General features: G+C 72.2%; 22 protein-coding genes and 2 tRNA genes. 15 read left to right on the top strand and 9 right to left on the bottom strand.

The features are described 5' to 3' along the window. Positions 1-22: 22 nt before the first annotated feature. The 3 genes from AC3A5R_RS00865 to AC3A5R_RS00855 all read left to right on the top strand — a co-directional run bounded on the left by AC3A5R_RS00865 (position 23) and on the right by AC3A5R_RS00855 (position 1,777). Positions 23-616 carry a dienelactone hydrolase family protein gene (locus AC3A5R_RS00865; RefSeq protein ID WP_487618899.1) on the top strand — a complete coding sequence of 198 codons (594 nt, stop codon included), beginning with the start codon at positions 23-25 and terminating at the stop codon, positions 614-616. A gap of 108 nt (positions 617-724) precedes the next feature. After that, positions 725-1,201, top strand: a complete 477-nt coding sequence (locus AC3A5R_RS00860) for a hypothetical protein (protein ID WP_487618898.1) — start codon at positions 725-727, stop codon at positions 1,199-1,201. Positions 1,202-1,369: 168 nt separating this feature from the next. After that, entirely contained in the window at positions 1,370-1,777 is a 408-nt protein-coding gene (locus tag AC3A5R_RS00855) for a DUF7144 family membrane protein (protein ID WP_487618897.1), read from the top strand. A gap of 77 nt (positions 1,778-1,854) precedes the next feature. Here the strand turns inward: AC3A5R_RS00855 and AC3A5R_RS00850 are convergent. After that, positions 1,855-1,931, bottom strand: a tRNA-Ile gene (locus AC3A5R_RS00850). A 211-nt stretch (positions 1,932-2,142) separates the two neighbouring features. Here AC3A5R_RS00850 and AC3A5R_RS00845 point away from each other — a divergent pair. The 6 genes from AC3A5R_RS00845 (at position 2,143) to AC3A5R_RS00820 (ending at position 5,973) form a co-directional block, all read left to right on the top strand. Next, a complete protein-coding gene (locus tag AC3A5R_RS00845) occupies positions 2,143-2,484 on the top strand; it encodes a non-heme iron oxygenase ferredoxin subunit (protein ID WP_487618896.1) in 342 nt (113 codons plus the stop codon). A 249-nt stretch (positions 2,485-2,733) separates the two neighbouring features. Continuing rightward, a complete protein-coding gene (locus AC3A5R_RS00840; protein ID WP_487620094.1) occupies positions 2,734-3,237 on the top strand; it encodes a DUF3145 domain-containing protein in 504 nt (167 codons plus the stop codon). Between the two features lie 241 nt (positions 3,238-3,478). Beyond that, a complete protein-coding gene (locus AC3A5R_RS00835; RefSeq protein WP_487618895.1) occupies positions 3,479-3,637 on the top strand; it encodes a hypothetical protein in 159 nt (52 codons plus the stop codon). A gap of 123 nt (positions 3,638-3,760) precedes the next feature. Further along, complete coding sequence (locus tag AC3A5R_RS00830) at positions 3,761-4,315, top strand: HNH endonuclease (protein ID WP_487618894.1); 555 nt, start codon at positions 3,761-3,763, stop codon at positions 4,313-4,315. Further along, complete coding sequence (locus AC3A5R_RS00825) at positions 4,312-4,680, top strand: WhiB family transcriptional regulator (protein ID WP_487618893.1); 369 nt, start codon at positions 4,312-4,314, stop codon at positions 4,678-4,680. The genes AC3A5R_RS00830 and AC3A5R_RS00825 overlap by 4 nt, the downstream gene beginning before the upstream one ends. An 84-nt stretch (positions 4,681-4,764) precedes the next feature. Further along, on the top strand, positions 4,765-5,973 hold the full coding sequence (locus AC3A5R_RS00820) for an RtcB family protein (protein WP_487618892.1): 1,209 nt from the start codon (positions 4,765-4,767) through the stop codon (positions 5,971-5,973). A 91-nt stretch (positions 5,974-6,064) separates the two neighbouring features. Here AC3A5R_RS00820 and fabF read toward each other — a convergent pair whose 3' ends face one another. From fabF to aceE, 8 genes are all read right to left on the bottom strand, one after another. Continuing rightward, complete coding sequence (gene fabF, locus AC3A5R_RS00815; protein ID WP_487618891.1) at positions 6,065-7,315, bottom strand: beta-ketoacyl-ACP synthase II; 1,251 nt, start codon at positions 7,313-7,315, stop codon at positions 6,065-6,067. A 246-nt stretch (positions 7,316-7,561) separates the two neighbouring features. Further along, the gene (locus AC3A5R_RS00810) at positions 7,562-7,810 is read right to left on the bottom strand and encodes an acyl carrier protein (protein WP_076260936.1); all 249 of its coding nucleotides are present in this window, start codon (positions 7,808-7,810) and stop codon (positions 7,562-7,564) included. A 76-nt stretch (positions 7,811-7,886) separates the two neighbouring features. After that, positions 7,887-8,942, bottom strand: a complete 1,056-nt coding sequence (locus AC3A5R_RS00805) for a beta-ketoacyl-ACP synthase III (protein WP_487618890.1) — start codon at positions 8,940-8,942, stop codon at positions 7,887-7,889. Positions 8,943-8,973: 31 nt separating this feature from the next. After that, entirely contained in the window at positions 8,974-9,948 is a 975-nt protein-coding gene (locus tag AC3A5R_RS00800) for an ACP S-malonyltransferase (protein WP_487618889.1), read from the bottom strand. A 145-nt stretch (positions 9,949-10,093) separates the two neighbouring features. Beyond that, a complete protein-coding gene (locus tag AC3A5R_RS00795) occupies positions 10,094-11,257 on the bottom strand; it encodes a PucR family transcriptional regulator (protein ID WP_487618888.1) in 1,164 nt (387 codons plus the stop codon). A 91-nt stretch (positions 11,258-11,348) separates the two neighbouring features. Beyond that, on the bottom strand, positions 11,349-12,065 hold the full coding sequence (locus AC3A5R_RS00790; RefSeq protein WP_487618887.1) for a class I SAM-dependent methyltransferase: 717 nt from the start codon (positions 12,063-12,065) through the stop codon (positions 11,349-11,351). Between the two features lie 82 nt (positions 12,066-12,147). Then, positions 12,148-13,572, bottom strand: a complete 1,425-nt coding sequence (argG, locus tag AC3A5R_RS00785; RefSeq protein ID WP_487618886.1) for an argininosuccinate synthase — start codon at positions 13,570-13,572, stop codon at positions 12,148-12,150. A 276-nt stretch (positions 13,573-13,848) separates the two neighbouring features. Next, on the bottom strand, positions 13,849-16,620 hold the full coding sequence (gene aceE, locus AC3A5R_RS00780) for a pyruvate dehydrogenase (acetyl-transferring), homodimeric type (RefSeq protein WP_487618885.1): 2,772 nt from the start codon (positions 16,618-16,620) through the stop codon (positions 13,849-13,851). A 304-nt stretch (positions 16,621-16,924) separates the two neighbouring features. On the opposite strand from aceE, the gene AC3A5R_RS00775 reads away from it, so the two are divergent. The 6 genes from AC3A5R_RS00775 (at position 16,925) to AC3A5R_RS00750 (ending at position 20,765) form a co-directional block, all read left to right on the top strand. Continuing rightward, positions 16,925-17,341, top strand: a complete 417-nt coding sequence (locus AC3A5R_RS00775) for a DUF3052 domain-containing protein (RefSeq protein ID WP_487618884.1) — start codon at positions 16,925-16,927, stop codon at positions 17,339-17,341. 109 nt (positions 17,342-17,450) lie between these two features. Next, entirely contained in the window at positions 17,451-17,972 is a 522-nt protein-coding gene (locus AC3A5R_RS00770; protein WP_487618883.1) for a peroxiredoxin, read from the top strand. Positions 17,973-18,015: 43 nt separating this feature from the next. Further along, positions 18,016-18,088: transfer RNA gene (locus AC3A5R_RS00765), tRNA-Val, on the top strand. A gap of 1 nt (position 18,089) precedes the next feature. After that, complete coding sequence (locus tag AC3A5R_RS00760) at positions 18,090-18,992, top strand: Nif3-like dinuclear metal center hexameric protein (RefSeq protein ID WP_487618882.1); 903 nt, start codon at positions 18,090-18,092, stop codon at positions 18,990-18,992. Continuing rightward, complete coding sequence (locus AC3A5R_RS00755) at positions 18,989-19,729, top strand: zinc ribbon domain-containing protein (RefSeq protein WP_487620093.1); 741 nt, start codon at positions 18,989-18,991, stop codon at positions 19,727-19,729. Before AC3A5R_RS00760 ends, AC3A5R_RS00755 begins: the two co-directional genes overlap by 4 nt. A gap of 19 nt (positions 19,730-19,748) precedes the next feature. Beyond that, entirely contained in the window at positions 19,749-20,765 is a 1,017-nt protein-coding gene (locus tag AC3A5R_RS00750; RefSeq protein WP_487618881.1) for a reverse transcriptase-like protein, read from the top strand. Positions 20,766-20,787: the final 22 nt, after the last annotated feature.

Here is a 20,787-nt window from a genome sequence, read left to right as displayed (position 1 = left end):
TCCGATCGACGAGGAGCCAACCATGGCAGAGATCATCCTGTTCCACCACGTCCAGGGGCTCACCGACGGCGTCCGCGCCTTCGCCGACTCGCTCCGCGCCGGCGGACGGCACACCGTGCACACGCCCGACCTCTTCGACGGCGTCGTCGCCGCGAGCATCGACGAGGGCTTCGCGCACATGAAGTCCATCGGCGACGCGGAGCTCGACCGTCGCGCCACCGCCGCCCTCGCCCCACTCCCGGAGTCGCTCGTCTACGCCGGGACGTCCTTCGGCGTCGGCCGGGCCCAGCAGCTCGCGCAGACGCGGGCCGGCGCCCGCGGCGCCCTGCTCTACGAGGCGTGCTTCCCGGTCACGGGGGAGTGGGCCTTCGGTCCGTGGCCTGAGGGTGTGCCGGTGCAGGTGCACGGCATGGAGCAGGACCCGTTCTTCGGGCTCGAGGGTGACGTCGACGCCGCCCGCGAGCTCGTGCAGCTCGCCGGCGCCGACACGGCCGAGCTGTTCGTGTACCCGGGCGACCAGCACCTGTTCACCGACGCGTCACTGCCGTCGTACGACGCCGACGCCACCGCCTTGGTGCTCGAGCGCTCCCTCGCGCTGCTCGACCGCCTCGGCTGACGCCGCGAGCGTGCCGAGAGTCGCCTGCCGGGCGGCCTGAACGGTCGCCGAGATCCTGTCGTCCCCGTCTGGGGAACACCTCCCCACCCACGTCGGCAGGAGTGTGACATGCACCGAATCTCCCGTACCGCATCGTTCGTCGCCGGCCTCGTCCTCGGGGTCGGCGCTCTCGCCGCCACGGCGAGCGCGTCCGCCGACAGCGGCGGCGTCCCCCGCAGCGACATCCTCCGAGCCCCGCTACAGGGCAGCCAGCTGTCCGACCCGCCCCTCTTCGGGCTCACCCGCGGGAATGCGCCGTGGGTCATCTCCGATGGAACTGCACGCCTGCGCGCCAACGGTGACCTGCGTGTCGAGGTCGAGGGACTCATCATCCCGACCACCGGCGTCAACCCCGTGCCGCGGCTGTCGGCGACCGTGGCGTGCAACGACGTCGCGCTGCCGCCCACGGCCACCGTCCCCTTCTCCACGACGGGCGACGCGGTGATCGAGGCGCACGTGGCGCTTCCGGCGCGGTGCCTGGCGCCGGCCGTCCTGCTCAACCCGAACGGCAACGCCGCCGTCTTCATCGCGGCGACGGGCCGCTGAGCCGCTTGTCGGGAGACCGCGTCGCGTCGAGCGCGAGGTCTCCCGACGAGGGCCGGCCGGCTCGTCATTTCAACCCGGAAGGATGAGTGGGACGCCGACCGACGCGGCTAGCGTCGAGACACGGGCAGGTCGACCGGCCGTGCCGGTGAGAGGGAAGGGGAAGGATCGATGTCGAGTCAGCCTTCATCGACCAAGATGGCGTGGGCCGAGGGCCTCACGCTCGCAGGCGCCTCGCTGCTCGTCATGGTCGGCATCTTCCAGGCCCTGCAGGGCCTCGCCGCCATCATCAACGACCAGCGGTTCGTCGTGACGGGCAGCTACATCTACAAGTTCGACACGACGACGTGGGGCTGGATCCACCTGGTCCTGGGACTGCTGGCCATCGGGCTGGGCGTCGCCATGATCATGGGCCAGGGCTGGTCGTTCGTCGTCGGCATCATCGTCGCGATCCTGTCGGCCGTCTCGCAGTTCATGTGGCTGCCGTACTACCCCGTCTGGGCGATCGTCATCATCGCCCTCGACGTCGCCATCGTCTGGGCCCTCGTGGCCAGGCTCCGCGGGCCTCGGACTATCTGAGCCCGGTTCGTCGGCGACCTGCCGCCCCTCCCGCACCGGGAGGCGGCCAGGCAGGTCGCCGAGGTGTGCGCGAGCGCTGGTGGGGCAGCAGGGGCTTGAACCCTGGACCGACGGATTATGAGTCCGCTGCTCTGACCGGCTGAGCTACTGCCCCGGGACGCGTCCGCCGGCACCGAAGTGTCGGCGGCCAGTCCGGTCGGAGTCTAGCCACCGGCCCGGGCGGGGCCCGGGCCGGTCCGTGCCTGTGCCCGCCGTGCGGGTCGCGTCGCGTTCACCCTCTAGGCTCGCTCGCGGGACGGTCGGATCCGTCCTGCCGGGCGCCGACCGTGCCCGGACCGCGACCAGGACGGCGAGGGCGAGAAGGCATGAGTGACGGCATCCGCGTGGCGGCGGTCGGCGACGTCGAACCGGGCGAGGCCCTCGTCCTGGCGACCGACCTGACGGGCACGGACGAGCCGATCTCGCTGTTCCGCGACGACGACGGGACGTACTACGCGCTCGACGACACGTGCTCGCACGAGGACGCCTCGCTCGCCGACGGCTGGATCGAGGCGGGCGAGGTCGAGTGCCCGCTGCACGCGACGCGGTTCTGCCTCGCCGACGGCCGCCCGATGTGCCTGCCGGCGACGCGTCCGGTCGCGACCCACCGCGTCGAGGTCCGCGGCGAGGACGTCGTGCTCTTCCCGGGCGTTCCGGCCGGCGCCTGAACAGCACCTGACCGGCACCTCTCGGCGCCCGCCGGCCTGCAGCGCCCCATTCATCCCGTTTTCACGAAGTGCTGGTGCCCGTGTGCCTCGTGGGGCACAATGGGGCCGGGTGCTCCGTGCGCGGGGCGCCTGAGCACGACCACATCAGACATATCGGACACTGAGCACGACCGCACGATGGTTCCGGCTCCCAGGTGGCAGGCGTTGGGGAAGACGTCCCTGCAACTGGAGGAGGTTCGGATGTCTGTCATGCCGCGAGCGGTCACTCGAGGTGTCGTGTTCGTCCATGGTGCGCCGGCGCCGCTGTGCCCGCATGTCCAGTGGGCCATCGAGGCGGTGCTCGACCAGCGCGTCGTGCTCGACTGGATCGCGCAGCCGGTCGCGCCGCGGATGGTGCGCACCGAGCTGTCGTGGACGGCGGCCCCCGGCACCGGCGCCGAGCTCGCCAGCGCCCTGCGCGGCTGGGACGGCCTGCGCTACGAGGTCACCGAGGACGCGTCGGTGGGCTGCGACGGCGCCCGGTGGTCCTACACGCCCCGCCTCGGCATCCACCACACGATGACCTCCGTCTCGGGCGACGCCGTCGTCCAGGAGGACCGGCTCCGTGAGGCGATCCTGCGCACCCGTGGCGACGTCGAGGCGCTCCAGGACGAGATCGACCTGCTGCTCGGCGTGCCGTGGGACGAGGAGCTCGAGCCGTTCCGCTGGGCCGGTGACGGCGCGCCCGTCCGCTGGCTTCACAAGGTCGGCTGACACAGGCCTCTCGCAGGCCACGGCCTCCAGCGTGGTGACGGCGGGACGACGAGGGCCCGGGCGGTTCGTGCTCCCGGGCCCTCGTCGCGCCCGCTCGCCCGGAGTGTCCGCACGGCGGAAAACCAGTGGGCGCCTGACGTGCCCGGCTGCCATCATCGATCGAGCGGCGCACTCCTGCGCCGACCTGACGCGTGACCAGCGCGCGACCACCAGCACGACGAACCGACGGGGAGGACGGGACATGGCCACGGGCCTGACCTGCACCGCGAAGCACCGCGGGTGCCTCGTCGACGCGTCGTACCCGTTCGCGGGCGAATGCCCCATCGAGGGCCCCGTCGACGGCCCACTGGCCACCCCCGAGCATCCCCTTCGCGTCTCCGCCGACGTGCGTCGAGCCTGACCGCTCCCGCCCACCGAGCCGCCACCGGATGTCCCGGTTGGCGGCTCTTCGCATGTGTCCCCGACGTCCCCGCACGACCCACGCCCACACTGGCGCACGAGACACCGGAAGGAGCAGGCCGCCATGACCCAGGTCGAGGTGTGGAACGCCGATGAGACGCTGCTGCACCGCGTCACGGTCCGGCACGCGATCGCGATGATCTGGCGCGGCGTCGCCACGCCTGTCTCGGTGCACGACACCGAGCTCTTCGGCCCGTACCGGGTGCCGCTGGTCGTTCGGCTCGTGCGCTACGTCGAGCAGAAGTGGCTGTACAGCCGGACCAGGGCCACGTACTCACGCGAGGGCGTGCTGCTGCGTGACCGTAGCCGGTGCGCGTACTGCGGTAGGTACGCCGCCACGACGATGGACCACGTGCAGCCGCGGTCCCGCGGCGGGGCGACGTCCTGGGCCAACGCCGTCGCCGCCTGCGAGCCGTGCAACGCCCGCAAGGGCGACCGCACGCCCGCGGAGGCCGGGATGCCGCTGCGCTGGGAGCCGTACGTGCCCACCCGCGTCCAGCTGCACTTCGCGCGGGAGGCGCTCGACGCCGCCGGCCGGCCCACCGCGAGATCCACCGTCACGACCACCGCCACCGTCACGACCCCCGTCACGACCGCCGGGAAGGAGCCCGACCGATGACCAGGAACCGCACCACCCTTCGCCCGCAGTCCCTCGGACAGGTCGGGCTGCGGCCCGGCACCCCTGCACCGGGGCCCGACGCGTGGACCTACCGAGCGGCGTCGGAGCACCCCTTCGACGTCGGCGTGGCGCAGCCCCGCTGCGCCACGCAGGACCCGGAGCTCTTCTGGCCGGCCACCCCCGAAGAGGCCGATGCCGCCCGGGCGGTCTGCCGGACGTGCCCGCTCGTCGAGGCCTGCCTCGCCGTCGCGACGCACCGTCGGGAGTGGGGCGTCTGGGGCGGGCAGCTGCTCGCCAAGGGCAAGCCCACCGACGGGCTGCCGGGCAATGTGCGCCCCGAGGCCCACCGCGCCCGCATCGCCTGACGCGTCAGGCGACGGCCGACGACCCTGCACCACCACCGCACTCCCGGCCCCCGGACGGGCCGGAGAGAAGAAAGGATCACGACCATGACCACCTTCCCTGTCGCGCTGCCCGGCGCGCAGGCCTCCACCCTCATGTGGGCCGACCCCGCCGAGGTCGAGCCCGCGGCGCTCGAGCAGCTGCGCACCATCAGCCGCCTGCCGTGGGTCCACGGCCTGCGGGTCATGCCGGACGTGCACCTCGGCAAGGGCGCCACTGTCGGCTCGGTCATCGCCATGCGCGACGCCGTGTCGCCCGCCGCGGTCGGCGTCGACATCGGCTGCGGCATGACCGGCGTGCGCACCAACCTCACGGCCGCCGACCTGCCCGACGACCTGGGCTCGCTTCGGGCGTCGGTCGAGGCCGTGCTGCCCGTCGGCTGGAACGCCAACGACGGCACGGCACCGGTGCTCTCGCGCGACGCCGGGCTCGCCTCGCGGTTCGACTCGCTCATGGGCCGGTTCACCCACCTGCGGGCGCCGAAGATCGCCGACCGGGCGGGCCGCGCTGCGGCACAGTGCGGTTCGCTCGGATCGGGCAACCACTTCGCAGAGGTGTGCGAGGGCGACGACGGGCACCTGTGGCTCATGCTGCACTCGGGCTCGCGCAACATCGGCAAGGAGATCGCGGTGCGGCACATCGCGTCGGCCAAGACGCTCGAGCACAACCTCGGGCTACCCGACCGCGACCTGGCCGTCTTCCTCGCGGGCACGGACGAGATGGGCGCGTACCTCCACGACCTGTACTGGGCGCAGGAGTACGCGCTGCTCAACCGTGAGGTGATGATGACGACGATCCGTGACGTCGTGCGCACGCACTTTCCGCAGGTCGTCTTCGACGAGCCGGTGCGCTGCCACCACAACTACGTCTCAGAGGAGACGTACGACGGTGTCGACGTCGTCGTGACCCGCAAGGGCGCGATCCGGGCCGGCCTGGGCGACCTCGGTCTCATCCCGGGCTCGATGGGCACCGGCTCCTACGTCGTGCGGGGCCTCGGGAACGACGCGTCGTTCAACTCGGCCAGCCACGGCGCGGGGCGGCGGATGTCGCGGAACGCGGCGAGGCGACGGTTCACGGTCGAGGACCTCCGGGCCCAGACGGTTGGCGTCGAGTGCCGCAAGGACCCCGGCGTCATCGACGAGATCCCGGCCGCCTACAAGGACCTCGAGTCGGTCATCGAGGCCCAGGCCGGCGGTCCGGACCCGCTCGTCGAGGTCGTCGCCCGCCTGACGACCCTGCTCTGCGTCAAGGGCTGACTCACGGGCCGGAGGCGCCCGGACGTGACGCGGATGACGAAGTGCCCACTCGACGAGAGCGTCGAGTGGGCACTTCCTCGCGGGGGACGCGTCAGATGCTGCGGATCGCGAGGGCGACGTTGTGGCCGCCGAAACCGAACGAGTTGTTCAGGGCGGCGATGTCGCCGTCGGGCAGCTTCTGCGCCTGGCCGGTGACGACGTTGAGCGGGATCTCGGGGTCCTGGTCGTCGAGGTTGATCGTCGCCGGGACGAGTCGGTTGTGGATCGACTGGATCGTGATGACGGCCTCGAGCGCGCCGGCGGCACCGAGCAGGTGGCCGGTCATCGACTTCGTCGCCGTGACCGAGAGGTTGTCGGTGTGGTCGCCGAACGCCCGCTTGATGGCGTTGTACTCGGCGACGTCACCGACCGGCGTCGACGTGGCGTGCGCGTTGATGTGGATGATGTCGGACATCGACAGGTCGGCCCGCTCGACGGCGTACTTCATGGCGCGCGCCGCACCCGAGCCGTTGGGCTCGGGGGCCGTGATGTGGTGGGCGTCGGCGGACATGCCGACGCTGGCGAGCTCGGCGTAGATGCGGGCGCCACGCGCACGGGCGTGCTCCTCGGACTCGAGGACGATGACCGCAGCACCCTCGCCGAGCACGAAGCCGTCACGACCCGTGTCGTAGGGGCGCGAGGCCTTCTCCGGCTCGTCGTTGCGCGTCGACAGGGCCTGCATGGCCGCGAAGCCGGCGATGGGCAGGGCGTGCACGGCGGCCTCGGTGCCACCCGCGACGACGACGTCGGCGCGGCCGGTACGGATCATGTCGATGGCGTAGCCCATGCTCTCGGCGCCCGATGCGCAGGCGCTGACGGTGGTGTGCGCGCCGGCCCGGGCGCCGAGGTCGAGCGACACGGCCGCGGCCGGGCCGTTCGGCATGAGCATCGGGACCGCGAGCGGGTAGACGCGTCGGGGGCCCTTCTCCTTGAGCACGTCCCACTGGTCGAGCAGGGTCCACACGCCGCCGATGCCCGAGCCGATGGCGGCGCCGAGCCGCTCCGGGTCGATCTCGGGGGCGCCGGCGTCGGCCCACGCCTCGCGGGCCGCGATGAGGGCGTACTGGCTCGACGGGTCGAGGCGGCGGGTCTCGACCTTGGCGAGGACCTCGACGGGAGGCGTCGCGATGGTGGCCGCGAAGGTCACCGGGAGCTCGTACTTGGCGACCCAGTCGTAGTCCATCGGGCGGGCGCCGGAACGCCCCGCGAGCAGGGCCTCCCAGGTCTCGGGGGCCGTGCCGCCGAGGGGCGTCGTGGCGCCGAGACCGGTGACCACGACGCGTTGGTCGCGATTGGAGGTCATGTGACGTGCTCCTGTCGAGTCAGGGTGTGCGGATGGTGCGTGAGGGGCCGGCCGGTGCGGTCGGGCTGTGCTGCGCGTGGTGCGGGGTGGTTCGGGGGTGATCGGGTGGTGCTGATGCTGCGGGTCGCGCCGGCCGTCGTGGCCGGGCCGAGGTCGTCGGCCCGGCCACGACGCGGCTCCCGGGAGCGGGTCGTGCGGGTCGGCCGGCGGTCTCCCGACCGGCCGTCCGCGTCAGGCCCGTTCGGGTCAGGACTGGGCGCCCGAGATGTACGTGACGGCGTCACGGACGGTCTTGAGGTTCTTGACCTCGCTGTCCGGGATGCGCACGCCGAACTTCTCCTCGGCGTTGACGACGATCGTCATCATCGAGAGGGAGTCGATGTCGAGGTCCTCGGTGAAGGACTTGTCCATCTCGACGGACTCGGTGTCGAGGCCCGTCTCCTCGTTGACGATCTCGGCAAGACCCTCGAGGATCTCCTGCTCGGACTGAGCCATCTGTCTGCTCCTTGTGGTTGGGATCCGTGTCGTTCCGTTGGCCCGAATGACCCGTCGGGACCGGCGGGAGCTGGTGTCAGGGAAGGACGACGACCTGGGCCGCGTAGACGAGGCCCGCGCCGAAACCGATCTGCAGCGCGAGGCCGCCGCTCGGGATCTCCTGCTCGGCGAGCATGCGCGTCGTCGCGATCGGGATCGAGGCGGCCGAGGTGTTGGCTGTCGTGACGATGTCGCGGGCCACCGGGATGTCGGCGGGCAGCTTGAGCTGCTTGACCATCGCGTCGATGATGCGGATGTTCGCCTGGTGGGGGATGAAGGCGTCGAGGTCGTCGGCCTTGATGCCGGCCTTGTCGATGGCCTGCTGCGCGACCGGGGCCATGCCCCAGACCGCCCACCGGAACACCGTCTGGCCGGCCATGCCGATCGCGGGCCACGTGTTCTTGTCGGCCTGCGAGTCCTGCCACGACTCGCGCAGGTCGGTCCACGCCTGCTTCTGGGTGATGGCGTCGCGCTGGGTGCCGTCGGAGCCCCACACCGTCGGGCCGATGCCCGGGGTGTCGCTCGGGCCGACGACGCAGGCGCCCGCGCCGTCGCCGAAGATGAAGGCGCTGCCGCGGTCGTAGGGATCGGTGAAGTCGCTGAGCTTCTCGACGCCGACGACGAGGACGTAGTCGGCGGAGCCGCCCTTGACCATGTCGCTGGCCATCGCGACGCCGTAGCAGTAGCCGGCGCAGGCCGCCGAGATGTCGAGGGCCGGGGCCGTCGACCCGAGGCGCGCCGCGAGCTCGGGGGCCGAGGCGGGCGTCTGGTACGGGTGGGTCACGGTCGCGACGAGGACGAAGCCGATCTGTTCGGGCGAGACACCCGCGTGCTCGAGGGCCTGGCGGGCCGCGTGCTCCGACATGTCGATGACGCTCTCGTCGGGCGCCGCGAAGTGGCGGCTGACGATGCCGGAGCGCTCGCGGATCCACTCGTCGCTCGAGTCGATCTTGTCGACGATCTCGGCGTTCATGACGACGCGGGCCGGGCGGTAGGCGCCGACGCCGAGGATGCGGGAGTGACGGGCGGCCCCGGTGTCGACGAGGGTGCCGGTGCCCTTGGGCTGCGGTGCGGTGCCGGATGGGGTGGTCACGGTGCCTTCTTAGTGGTCGCGGGGGTGAGGGTCAGGACGCGGACGCGCCGGTGTCCGAGGTGGCGTCCGGGGTGCTGGACGCGGCGGCACCGTGCTCGGAGATCATCCGGCGCGCGGCCTCGAGGTCGTCGGGCGTCTTGAGGGCGAGGGTCTCGACGCCGCGCATGGCACGCTTGGCGAGACCGACGAGGGTGCCGGCCGGGGCGAGCTCGACGAGACCCGTGACGCCGAGGGACAGGAGCGTCTCCATGCAGAGGTCCCAGCGCACCGGGTTGCTCACCTGGCTCACGAGGCGCGCGAGCGCGTCGGTGCCCGAGGCCACGGCGGTGCCGTCGGCGTTGGACAGCAGCGTCACCGACGCGTCGGCCGGCGTGACGTCGGCGGCGCGGGCCGCGAGGGCCTCGACGGCCGGCGCCATGTGCTGGGTGTGGAAGGCACCGGCGACCTGGAGCGGGATGATGCGGGCCTTGGCGGGGGCGTCCTCGGCGAGCGCGGCGACCTGCTCGAGGGTGCCGGCGGCGACGACCTGACCGGCGCCGTTCATGTTCGCGGGGGTCAGGCCGTGGCGCTCGAGGGCGGCGAGCACCTCGTCGGGGTCGCCGCCGAGGACGGCGGCCATGCCGGTGGGGGTGGCGGCGCTGGCCTCGGCCATGGCGCGGCCGCGGACGCTGACGAGCGACATCGCCTCGGTGGGCGCGAGGACGCCGGTGGCGGCGGCCGCCGTGAACTCACCGACGGAGTGGCCGGCGACGACGGTGGACGCGGGGAGCGTCGCGCCGTCGAGAAGGGCGGCGAGCGTCGTGAGGCCCGCGCCGACGATGAGCGGCTGGGCGACGGCGGTGTCCTTGATCGTCTCGGCGTCGGACTCGGTGCCGTGCGCGACGAGGTCGGTGCCGGCGGCCTCACCCAGGGAGGCGAGCAGGTCGCGCTGGCCCGGCAGCTCGAGCCACGGGGAGAGGAAGCCGGGGGTCTGGGAGCCCTGTCCAGGGCAGACGATCGCTAGCACGTGTCCAACACTTCCCGGTTACCGGTCAGGACCTCGCCACCGAATGTCACCAACTCGGCCGCGATTGTTTGGAGGATACCTCCAAGGGAGAACGAGCGTTCGGTCGAGCAGGCGCCGTTCCCGAGGCTACGTCGCCCGCGCGCGGTCAGGCCAGCCGGCCGAGCGCGAGCGCGACCCGGGCCGCCCACGCCTCCCGGGGCGTCGTCAGGTCGTAGCCCGTGGCGTCGCTGATCCGCCCGAGGCGGTACCGCACCGTGTTGGGGTGCACGAAGAGGGTGCGTGCGGTGGCCTCGAGGCTGCCGCCGTTCTCGAGGTAGGCGGTCGCGGTGTCGAGCAGCGGCGCCTGCTGCGGGCCGCGCAGCGGTCGGTGGATCCGTTCGACGAGGATGCGTCGCGCGCTGGCGTCCCCGGCCAGAGCGCGCTCGGGAAGGAGGGCGTCGGACTCGACGACGCGGGGGGCGTCGGGCCAGGCCGACGCCGCGGAGAGGCCGCTCAGGGCGGCGCGCGCCGAGCGTCCCGCGGCGAACAGGTGGGGCACCGTGGGCCCGACCACGACGGGGCCGGGGCCGAACCGGTCGACGACGGACCCGACGACGGCCAGTGGCTCGCGCGTGCCGCCGACGACGGCGATGAGCCGGGTGCGCTGCACGAGCACGAGGGCCTCGACGCCTTCCTTGCGCACCGCCCGGCGCAGCTCGTCGACCGCCGGTACGGTGCTGGCGCGGGCCTCCGGCGTCGTCCCGACGACGAACGTCACGTGCGACACCTCGCCCCAGCCGAGGGCCGTGGCCCGCGACTGCATCGACTCGTCGGCCTCGCCACGGAGCACGGCGTCGACGACGAGCGCCTCGAGCCGGGCGTCCCAGGCGCCACGGGCCTCGGCCGCGCCCGCGTACACCTCTGCGGCGGCGAAGGCGATGTCCCGGGAGAACCGCAGCACCGACTCGCGCAGCAGCTGCTCGTCGCCCGGGCCGGCGAGGCTCTCGACGTGCGACTCGACGACGTCGACGACGGTGCGCACGAGGTCGAGGGTCTGGCGCAGGCTGACCGACCGGGTCAGCTCCTGGGGCGCGTTGGAGAAGATCGAGATCGCCGACGGCGCGTGGCCCTCGGACCGGAACCACGCGATGAACTGCGAGATGCCCGCCTGCGCGACGAGGCCCACCTGCGAGCGCTCCTCGGCCGACAGGCGTCGGTACCAGCCGAGGTTCTCCTCCATCCGGCGCGCGGCGAGCGTCGACAGCTCGCCGGCGCTACGTTCGACGGTGCGCGTCGTGGCGTCGCTCGGCTGCACGGGGCGGTCGGTCACGGCGTCAGCCTAGGACGCGCCGGCGCCCGTGCTTTGTACGGCGCTCACAAAGGGGGTGACGCGTCGGTGCCCGACGCGTGGCATCGCGACGTCAGTGCGCCGTGAGGATGCACGACCGCCCGGCGTAGGCGCGCGGGCCCTCGAACGGCGGAAGGGCGGCCGCGAGGTCGGGTGCGAACGTGGAGAGGTACGCGACGGCAGCTGCGTGGTCGGGGAACGTCGCGCGGGTCTCGACGTCGCGGCGAGACACGTGCTGGAAGTGGCGTGACAGCGTGTCCTCGGCGCTCTCGGCGGTGAACTGGGTGACGTGGGGGCCGCCGCCGGCCTCACGGAACAGGTCGGCGAGGTGCTCCTCACCGTTTGTGGCAACGCTGAGCCGTCCGCCGTCGCGCAGCACGCGCCGCAGCTCGGCGAGGGTGCCGTCGAGGTCGGGCACGTGGTAGAGCATCCACGCCGCGACGGCACCGTCGAAGGCATCGTCGGCGAAGGGGAGCACGTCGCCCGGCAGCTGACGCGCTGGAACGCCCAGTGCGGAGGTTGCCTCGACCATCGCGGCCGAGATGTCGGTGGCCAGGTAGTCGACCTCCGGCAGCGCGTCGAGGACCGACCGCGCGAAGTGACCTGTGCCGCAGCCGATCTCGATGACCCTGGTCGGGCGCGCCGCGATGACCGAGCTGAGCAGCACCTCGGTGGGGGAGACGCCCTCCGGGCCTGGGCCCCACACGTCGCGCCGCGTCCGCAGGTTGTCGGTGCGGGCGTACTGGGCGTCCACGGTGTCGCGGTCGGTCATCGAGTCCATCGGCTGCATGGCCGCCGACCCTACCGGGACGAGCAACGCCCCGCGCGGCCGACCGGGTGGGGTTGGCCGCGCGGGGCGTCGGGTGAAGATGTCAGTCGGTGCCGAACTCCATGGCGGCGCGGTCGAGGGCGTCGTCCTGCTCGTCGACGTCCGCCGCGGCCGGGTTGGCCGCGATGGCCTGGGCGCCGCCGGGGGCGAGCTCGCCGACGAGGTCGGTGGCCTCGGACCCGAGCAGGCCCTGCGACGCGTACAGCTCGAGCTTGGCCCGCGAGTCGGCGATGTCGAGGTTGCGCATCGTCAGCTGGCCGATGCGGTCGACCGGGCCGAACGCGGCGTCCTCGGTGCGCTCCATCGACAGCTTCTCCGGGTGGTAGCTGAACGCCGGGCCGGTCGTGTTGACGACCGACCAGTCGTCGCCGCGCCTCAGGCGCAGCGTCACCTCGCCGGTGACCGCGCTCGCGACCCAGCGCTGGAGCGACTCGCGGAGCATGAGCGACTGCGGGTCGAGCCAGCGGCCTTCGTAGAGAAGGCGGCCCAGGCGCCGACCCTCGGCGTGGTAGGCGGCGACGGTGTCCTCGTTGTGGATGGCGTTGAGGAGACGCTCGTAGGTGAGGTGGAGCAGCGCCATGGCCGGCGCCTCGTAGATGCCCCGTGACTTGGCCTCGATGATGCGGTTCTCGATCTGGTCGCTCATGCCGAGGCCGTGGCGGCCACCGATGGCGTTGGCCTCCATGACGAGGGCCACGGGGTCCTCGAACGTGACGCCGTTGACGGCGACCGGGCGGCCGCGCTCCCAGCGGACGGTGACGTCCTCGGTCTCGACGGCCACGGCGGGGTCCCAGAACCGGACGCCCATGATCGGCTCGACGACCTCCATCGACTCGTCGAGGAACTCGAGGGTCTTGGCCTCGTGCGTGGCGCCCCAGATGTTGGCGTCGGTCGAGTAGGCCTTCTCCGCGGAGGCGCGGTAGGGCAGGTCGCGGGCGGTGAGCCACTCGGACATCTCGTGCCGTCCGCCGAGCTCGGTGACGAAGTCGGCGTCCAGCCACGGCTTGTAGATGCGCAGCTGCGGGTTGGCGAGCAGGCCGTAGCGGTAGAACCGCTCGATGTCGTTGCCCTTGAAGGTCGAGCCGTCGCCCCAGATGGAGACGCCGTCCTCCTGCATGGCCCTCACGAGGAGCGTGCCGGTGACGACGCGGCCGAGCGGCGTCGTGTTGAAGTACGTCTTGCCGCCGCTGCGGATGTGGAAGGCGCCGCACGCGATGGCCGACAGGCCCTCCTCGACGAGCGCCTGGCGGCAGTCGACGAGCCGGCTGATCTCGGCGCCGTACTGGCCGGCGCGGCCCGGGACGGAGGCGATGTCGGGCTCGTCGTACTGGCCGAGGTCGGCCGTGTACGTGCAGGGCACCGCGCCCTTCTCACGCATCCACGCGACGGCCACCGAGGTGTCGAGGCCGCCGGAGAAGGCGATGCCGACGCGTTCACCGACAGGGAGGGAGGTCAGTACCTTGGACACGATTGCAAGTATATGCACAGTCGCGTATACCTATCCAATCGGCGTTCTGGATGGCCGCCCACCGACGACCCTTGGTCACGCCAGAGCTCCGACACGCGGCTCGACACGCCGCACGGTGGGGCTGACGCGCACCAACGGTCGTCCGTCGGCGGGGCCGCCGGACATCGGGCCCGGACATGCGGGTGGCCCGGCCCCCTCGCGTGGGGCCGGGCCACCGGCGTCGGTCAGTGTCGGTCAGTCGGTCGGTGTGGGTCAGTGTCCGTCAGCGAGGGAGCGTCAGCTCTCGCCGCCGGCGTTGCCGGAGGTGCCGGCGGTGACGTCGTCGAGGCGGTACTTGTCCGCGGCCTTGGCCGGGATGTCGGCGTCGATCCTGCCCTCCCTGGCCAGCAGCTGCAGCGTGCGCACCGCGACCGAGGGGCCGTCGATGTGGAAGAAGCGGCGGGCGGCCGGGCGGGTGTCGGAGAAGCCGAACCCGTCGGCTCCGAGCGTCGCGTACGTGCCGGGGACCCACTCGCGGATCTGGTCCTGGACGGCCCGCATGTAGTCGGACACGCCGACGACCGGGCCCTCGGTGCCCTCGAGGCACTGGGTGACCCACGGGACGCGCTTCTCGGCGTCGGGGGACAGGAACTCCTGCTCGTCGGCGGCGAGGCCGTCGCGGCGCAGCTCGTTCCACGAGGTGACCGACCAGACGTCGGCGGCCACGCCCCAGTCGTCGGCCAGCAGCTGCTGGGCCTCGAGCGCCCACGGCACCCCGACGCCCGAGCCGAGGATCTGGGCCCGCGCCGGCGTGTGCTGCCAGCCCTCCGTGTTGGCCGCGGAGATGCGGTGCATGCCCTTGAGGATGCCCTCGACGTCGACGTCGGCCGGCTCGGCCGGCTGCTGGATCGGCTCGTTGTAGACGGTCAGGTAGTAGATGAGGTTGGACTCCTCGGGAGTCAGTCCCTCGCCGTACATCCGGCGCAGGCCGTCCTGCATGATGTGCGCGATCTCGTAGGCGTAGGCCGGGTCGTAGTGCACGACCGCCGGGTTGGTCGACGCCAGCAGCGGGCTGTGGCCGTCGGCGTGCTGCAGGCCCTCGCCGGTCAGCGTGGTGCGACCGGCCGTGGCGCCGATGAGGAAGCCGCGGCTCATCTGGTCGGCAGCGGCCCAGATCGAGTCGCCGGTGCGCTGGAAGCCGAACATCGAGTAGAAGACGTAGATCGGGACCATCGGCTGGCCGTGCGTCGCGTACGACGTGCCGGCGGCCGTGAACGCGGCGAGCGAGCCCGCCTCGTTGATGCCGAGGTGCAGGATCTGGCCCTGGGTGTTCTCGCGGTAGGCGAGCATGAGCTCGGCGTCGACCGGCGTGTAGTTCTGCCCGTTCGGGTTGTAGATCTTGATCGTCGGGAAGAACGCGTCCATGCCGAAGGTGCGCGCCTCGTCGGGGATGATCGGCACGATCCGCTTGCCGAACTCCTTGTCGCGCAGGAGGTCCTTGAGCAGGCGGACGAACGCCATCGTCGTGGCCACCTCCTGCTTGCCCGAGCCCTTCTTGACCTGGGCGTAGGCCTCGTCGCCGGGCAGCTTGACGGCCTCGAACTTGACGCGTCGGCTCGGCAGCGTGCCGCCGAGCTTGGCGCGGCGGTCGACCGAGTACTTGACGACGTCGTTGTCGGGCCCGGGGTGGTAGTACGGCGGCTGGTAGGGGTTGGCCTCGAGCTGCTCGTCGGAGATCGGGATGCGGAGGCTGTCGCGGAAGGCCTTGAGGTCGTCCAGCGTCATCTTCTTCATCTGGTGCGTGGCGTTGCGGCCGGCGAAGTGCGAGCCGAGGCTGTAGCCCTTGATCGTCTTGGCGAGGATGACGGTCGGCTGGCCGGTGTGCTCGCGGGCCGCCTGGTAGGCCGCGTAGACCTTGCGGTAGTCGTGGCCGCCGCGCTTGAGGTCCCACCAGACCTGGTCGTCGGTCCAGCTCTCGACCATCTTGGCGGTGCGCGGGTCGCGGCCGAAGAAGTGGTCGCGGACGTACTTGCCGTCGTTGGCGCGGAAGGTCTGGTAGTCGCCGTCGCTCGTGGAGTTCATCAGGTGCACGAGCGCGCCGTCGCGGTCGCCGGCGAGGAGCGGGTCCCAGCCGCGGCCCCAGACGACCTTGATGACGTTCCAGCCCGCGCCGCGGAAGAACGCCTCGAGCTCCTGGATGATCTTGCCGTTGCCGCGGACCGGGCCGTCGAGACGCTGCAGGTTGCAGTTGACGACGAAGGTGAGGTTGTCGAGCTCCTCGTTGGCCGCGAGCTGGAGCAGGCCGCGCGACTCGGGCTCGTCCATCTCGCCGTCGCCGAGGAAGGCCCAGACGTCCTGCTGGCTGGTGTCCTTGATGCCGCGGTTGTGCAGGTACTTGTTGAACTGGGCCTGGTAGATGGCGTTCATCGGGCCGATGCCCATCGACACCGTCGGGAACTCCCAGTAGTCGGGCATGAGGCGCGGGTGGGGGTAGGACGGGACGGCGCGGATCTTGCCGTCGACGAGGTGGCTCTTCTCCTGGCGGAAGCCGTCGAGGTCGGCCTCGCTCAGGTGGCCCTCGAGGAAGCTGCGGGCGTACATGCCGGGGGAGGCGTGGCCCTGGAAGTAGACCTGGTCGCCGCCGCCCTCGTGGTCCTTGCCGCGGAAGAAGTGGTTCATGCCCACCTCGTAGAGCGTCGCGGCGCTCGCGTACGTCGAGATGTGCCCACCGACGCCGATGCCAGGACGCTGGGCGCGGTGCACCATGACCGCGGCGTTCCAGCGGATGTAGCGGCGGAACTCGCGCTCCACCTCCTCGTCGCCGGGGAACCACGGCTCACGCTCCGGCGGGATGGTGTTGATGTAGTCGGTGGCCGTCAGGGACGGCACCCCGACCTGCTGCTGGCGGGCCCGCTCGATGAGCTTGAGCATGATGTAGCGCGCCCGCGTGCGGCCCTTCTCGTCCAGGACGGCGTCGAGCGAGTCGAGCCACTCCTGGGTCTCCTCGGGATCGATGTCCGGGAGCTGACTGGGGATGCCGTTGAGGATCGGGCCGGCCTCGGAAGCCACGTCGTGGGTCCTTTCTCGTCGCGTCGCGGCGCCCTCGGACCGGGTGGTCGGGGCGCTGCTCCCATCCATCCTCCACCAAAGCGTGGTAGCCGTCACACTCGGGTCCGGCAGTGGGACACCGACGCGTGTTGTACGGCGTTGGGCCCGTCCGTCACACCTTGCGCGGTACCGTCGGAACCGGTGGACTGGTACCCGGCGCCGTCGCCCGCCCACCCGGCGCGACGCGGCAGGCACCTGCCAGCACCACACGAACGACCCGGCCCGAGCGGACTGCTCGGGCCCCCGACGGAGAGGACCGGTGACAGTGAGCGCGACCGCGGGTGCGGCGTCCCTCAGCAAGCTCGGATTTGCCAAAGGGCAGGTCATCCAGGAGTTCGGCTATGACGACGACGTCGACGACGACCTGCGGTTCGAGGTCGAGGACGTCATCGGAACCGAGCTCGAGGACGAGGAGTTCAACGACGGAGCCGACGGCGTCATCGTCTGGTACCGCGAGGGCGACGAGGACCTCGTCGACCTCATGGTCGATGCCCTGACCAAGCTCTTCGACCAGGGCTTCGTCGTGCTGCTGACCCCGAAGGCCGGCCGGTCCGGCCACGTCGATGCCGCCGTCGTCGAGGAGGCCGCCTCCACGGCGGGCCTCGTGACGGGCGGTCAGGTCAACGTCGCGACGAACTGGACCGCCTCGCGCCTCATGCCCCCGAAGGGGCCGCGCCGCTGACGCGTGCACCCGTCCCCGGGACGAACGGTGCCGACATCCCTGCCGTTACCCGTAGGGGTGTCCGCGGGCGTGGCAGCGGGCGTCCGCGCGAGGTGCGACACTCGTGGGCATGACGAACGCGCCCTCGCTCCACGCGTCCGCCCAGCCCGTCGTCGGCGACCTCGCCCCCGACTTCACGCTGGTCGACCAGTACGGCGTCGACGTCAGCCTGTCGTCGGTCCGTGGGCGGCAGAACGCGGTCGTCGTGTTCTACCCCGCGGCCTTCTCGGGCATCTGCCGGGGCGAGCTGCGCGAGATCCGCGATGGCCTCGAGGACTTCCAGACCGACGACATCCAGGTGTTCGCCGTGTCGTGCGACTCGATGTACACCCTGCGCACGTGGGCCGACGCCGAGGGACACTTCTTCCCGCTGCTGTCCGACTTCTGGCCGCACGGCGAGGTCGCCCGCAGCTACGGGGTCTTCAGCGACGAGGACGGCTTCGCGCTGCGCGGCACGTTCCTGCTCGACCGCGCCGGTCGGGTCGTGTGGTCGGAGGTGCGTGGCATCGGCCAGGGCCGCGACTTCCGCGACTACCGGGCGGCGCTCGCGCGCCTGCGCGCCGCGGACGCGTCGAGCGCGTCGGCCCGCTAGGCTGTCGGCCGCCCGACCGGACGCCGAGCGCACCGGCGGGAAGGGGCCTGTAGCTCAGCTGGTAGAGCACCGCGTTTACACCGCGGGTGTCGTCGGTTCGATCCCGGCCGGGCCCACGTGGTTGACGTGACGCTTCGCGACGTCGTCGCGGTCCTCGAGTCCCTGTACCCGCCCGAGACCGCGGCCGACTGGGACCGCGTCGGTCTCGTCGCCGGCGACCCCGACCAACCGGTCCGCACGATCCTCTTCGCCCTCGACCCGACCCTCGCCGTCATCGACGAGGCGGTGCGCTGCGAGGCCGACCTGCTCGTCACCCACCACCCGCTCCTGCTGCGCGGCGTCCACTCGGTGGCCACGACCACGGCCAAGGGCGCGTCCGTCACGGCGCTGCTCGCCGGCGGGGTCGCGCTCTACGTCGCGCACACCAACGCCGACGTCGCCGACCCCGGTGTGTCGACCGTGCTCGCGGACGCGCTGGGCCTGACGAGCCAGCTCCCGTTGACGGAGATCGGCGGTCGCCCGGCAGGTCGGGTCGGGGAGCTCCCCGCGGCGGTGCCGCTGCGGGACTTCGCCGAGGCGCTGGCCGACGCGCTGCCGGCAACGGCCGGCGGGATGCGGGTCAGCGGCCAGCCCGACGCCGTCGTGCACCGCGTCGCCGTCATGGGCGGCTCCGGCGACGACCTCTTCGACGCCGCACGCGCGTCGGGCGCCGACGTGTTCGTCACGGCCGACCTGCGCCACCACCCGGTGCTCGAGGCGCGCGAGGAGGCGCGCGACGGCACGCCCTACCTCGTCGACGCCGGTCACTGGGCCACCGAGTCGCTGTGGCTGGCCAGCGCCCGCGAGCGCGTGCTCGAGGCGCTGGGGGAGGACCCGACCCCGGGCGCGGAACCGACTAGGGTCGTGGGCAGACTCTCGAGCGTGCGCACCGAGCCGTGGACCTTCGTCGTCGGTGCCAACCGAGCCCAACCCGAGCCGGGCCCTGCCCGCGACCGGACCGACCCCGGAGGTGCGTCCTGAAAGCCGACCCGTCCCGCCAGTGGCGCCTGCTCGACCTGCAGGCCATCGACACGCGTCTCGACCAGATCGCGCACGCCAAGGCGAACCTGCCCCAGCTCGCGGCCGTCGACGTGGCACGTCGTGAGGTCGGGGCCCTCGAGACCGACGTCGTCAATGCCCGTACGGCGGCCGACGACGTCCAGCGCGAGCTGACGAAGTCCGAGCAGGACGTCCAGCTCGTCCGCGACCGCGCCGCCCGCGACCAGGCCCGGCTCGACTCCGGGCAGGGCTCGGCCAAGGACCTGCAGGCCCTCCAGCACGAGCTGACCTCTCTCGCCCGCCGCCAGGCCGAGCTCGAGGACGTCGAGCTCGAGGTCATGGAGCGTGCGGAGTCGCGTTCGGCCCGCGTCACCGAGCTCCAGAACCGCCATGCCGAGCTGGCTGAGCACCTGACCCGCCTCGAGTCCGAGCGTGACGCGAAGCTCGCCGAGCTCGACGCCGAGGCCGTGAAGGTCGGGTCCGGGCGCGCCGACATCGTGGCGGGCGTGGGCGATGACCTCGTCAGCCTGTACGAGAAGATCCGTGCGTCGAGCGGTGGCCTGGCCGCGGCGGCCCTGCAGCACCGGCGGTGCGGCGGCTGCCGCCTCGAGCTCAACCCGGTCGACATCGACCGCATCCGCAGCACCCCGCAGGACGAGATCATCCGCTGCGAGGAGTGCCGCCGCATCATGGTGCGCACTGCCGAGTCAGGCCTGTGACCGGTCCGGAGCGCAGCGCATGACCGGGGCCTCGGCGTCCGGACGCCGCCTCGTCGTCGAGGCCGACGGCGGGTCGCGGGGCAACCCCGGCGTCGCCGGCTACGGCGCCCTCGTCCGCGACGCCGCGACGGGGGCGGTCCTCGTCGAGCTGGCCGAGCCGCTCGGCCAGCAGAGCAACAACGTGGCCGAGTACTCCGGGCTCGTCGCGGGGCTGACGGCCGCCGCCGAGCTCGCCACCGGGCCGCACGTCGTCGCGAGGCTGGACTCCAAGCTCGTCGTCGAGCAGATGTCCGGCCGCTGGAAGATCAAGCACGAGGACATGCGTCGCCTGGCGCTCGAGGCACGCGAGGTGGTGCGCCGCATCGCCGACGCGGGCGGCTCCGTTCAGTTCGAGTGGGTGCCGCGCGAGAAGAACAAGGCGGCCGACGCCCTGAGCAACGACGCGATGGACGGCAAGAGCGTCCGCCGCGTCCTCGAGGGCGGCGAGGGCGGCGACGATGCTGACGCGTCCGTCGTGCTCGCAGACGCGGCCGACGCCGCCGGCGCCGTAGCCTCGTCGGAGTCGTTGCACGCGCCCGGTGGCGTGTCGGTGCGCCCGTTGCGCCTCCTGCTCGTCCAGGTGCCCTACGACGAGAGCGTCGGTCCGCGCATCGTGCGCGCCGTGCAGCGGCTCGTCGAGGACGACGCCCGGGTCCTCGGCTCGGCCGAACCGCCGGCCGCCGCCCTGGCCGAGTCGGTCGCCGCGGGGCTCGACGCGTCCGTCGACACGACCGACGCGTGGGCCGGCACCGCGCCCGGTGAGGGCGTCGACGCCCGGGTCCGTGACGCGTACCGGGGACTCGTCGCCGAGGGCGGCACCGTCGTGCTCGTCACGTCCCGCCGCGGGGTGCTGTCGGTGCTCGGCGACGTGCTCGCGACGCCGACGGAGCGGTTCTGGGCGCTGGCGACCGCGCCCGGGAGCCTGTCGGCCGTCGAGGTCTGGGAGGACGGCTCGGCGTCGGTGGCTTTCACCAATCGGACCGACCATCTCGCCTGACGGACGCTGTGCGATATTCGCT

It is taken from the genome of Intrasporangium sp. Soil_C_50 (genome assembly GCF_057656595.1).
This window is presented reverse-complemented; position numbering and strand designations above follow the sequence as displayed.

What these genes read in the sequence shown, in the direction of transcription:
- AC3A5R_RS00865 (WP_487618899.1), top strand. Translation starts at nt 23, where the DNA reads ATGGCAGAGATCATCCTGTTCCACCACGTCCAGGGGCTCACCGACGGC.
- AC3A5R_RS00860 (WP_487618898.1), top strand. Translation starts at nt 725, where the DNA reads ATGCACCGAATCTCCCGTACCGCATCGTTCGTCGCCGGCCTCGTCCTC.
- AC3A5R_RS00855 (WP_487618897.1), top strand. Translation starts at nt 1,370, where the DNA reads ATGTCGAGTCAGCCTTCATCGACCAAGATGGCGTGGGCCGAGGGCCTC.
- AC3A5R_RS00845 (WP_487618896.1), top strand. Translation starts at nt 2,143, where the DNA reads ATGAGTGACGGCATCCGCGTGGCGGCGGTCGGCGACGTCGAACCGGGC.
- AC3A5R_RS00840 (WP_487620094.1), top strand. Translation starts at nt 2,734, where the DNA reads ATGCCGCGAGCGGTCACTCGAGGTGTCGTGTTCGTCCATGGTGCGCCG.
- AC3A5R_RS00835 (WP_487618895.1), top strand. Translation starts at nt 3,479, where the DNA reads ATGGCCACGGGCCTGACCTGCACCGCGAAGCACCGCGGGTGCCTCGTC.
- AC3A5R_RS00830 (WP_487618894.1), top strand. Translation starts at nt 3,761, where the DNA reads ATGACCCAGGTCGAGGTGTGGAACGCCGATGAGACGCTGCTGCACCGC.
- AC3A5R_RS00825 (WP_487618893.1), top strand. Translation starts at nt 4,312, where the DNA reads ATGACCAGGAACCGCACCACCCTTCGCCCGCAGTCCCTCGGACAGGTC.
- AC3A5R_RS00820 (WP_487618892.1), top strand. Translation starts at nt 4,765, where the DNA reads ATGACCACCTTCCCTGTCGCGCTGCCCGGCGCGCAGGCCTCCACCCTC.
- fabF (WP_487618891.1), bottom strand. Translation starts at nt 7,315, where the DNA reads ATGACCTCCAATCGCGACCAACGCGTCGTGGTCACCGGTCTCGGCGCC.
- AC3A5R_RS00810 (WP_076260936.1), bottom strand. Translation starts at nt 7,810, where the DNA reads ATGGCTCAGTCCGAGCAGGAGATCCTCGAGGGTCTTGCCGAGATCGTC.
- AC3A5R_RS00790 (WP_487618887.1), bottom strand. Translation starts at nt 12,065, where the DNA reads ATGCAGCCGATGGACTCGATGACCGACCGCGACACCGTGGACGCCCAG.
- AC3A5R_RS00770 (WP_487618883.1), top strand. Translation starts at nt 17,451, where the DNA reads ATGACGAACGCGCCCTCGCTCCACGCGTCCGCCCAGCCCGTCGTCGGC.
- AC3A5R_RS00750 (WP_487618881.1), top strand. Translation starts at nt 19,749, where the DNA reads ATGACCGGGGCCTCGGCGTCCGGACGCCGCCTCGTCGTCGAGGCCGAC.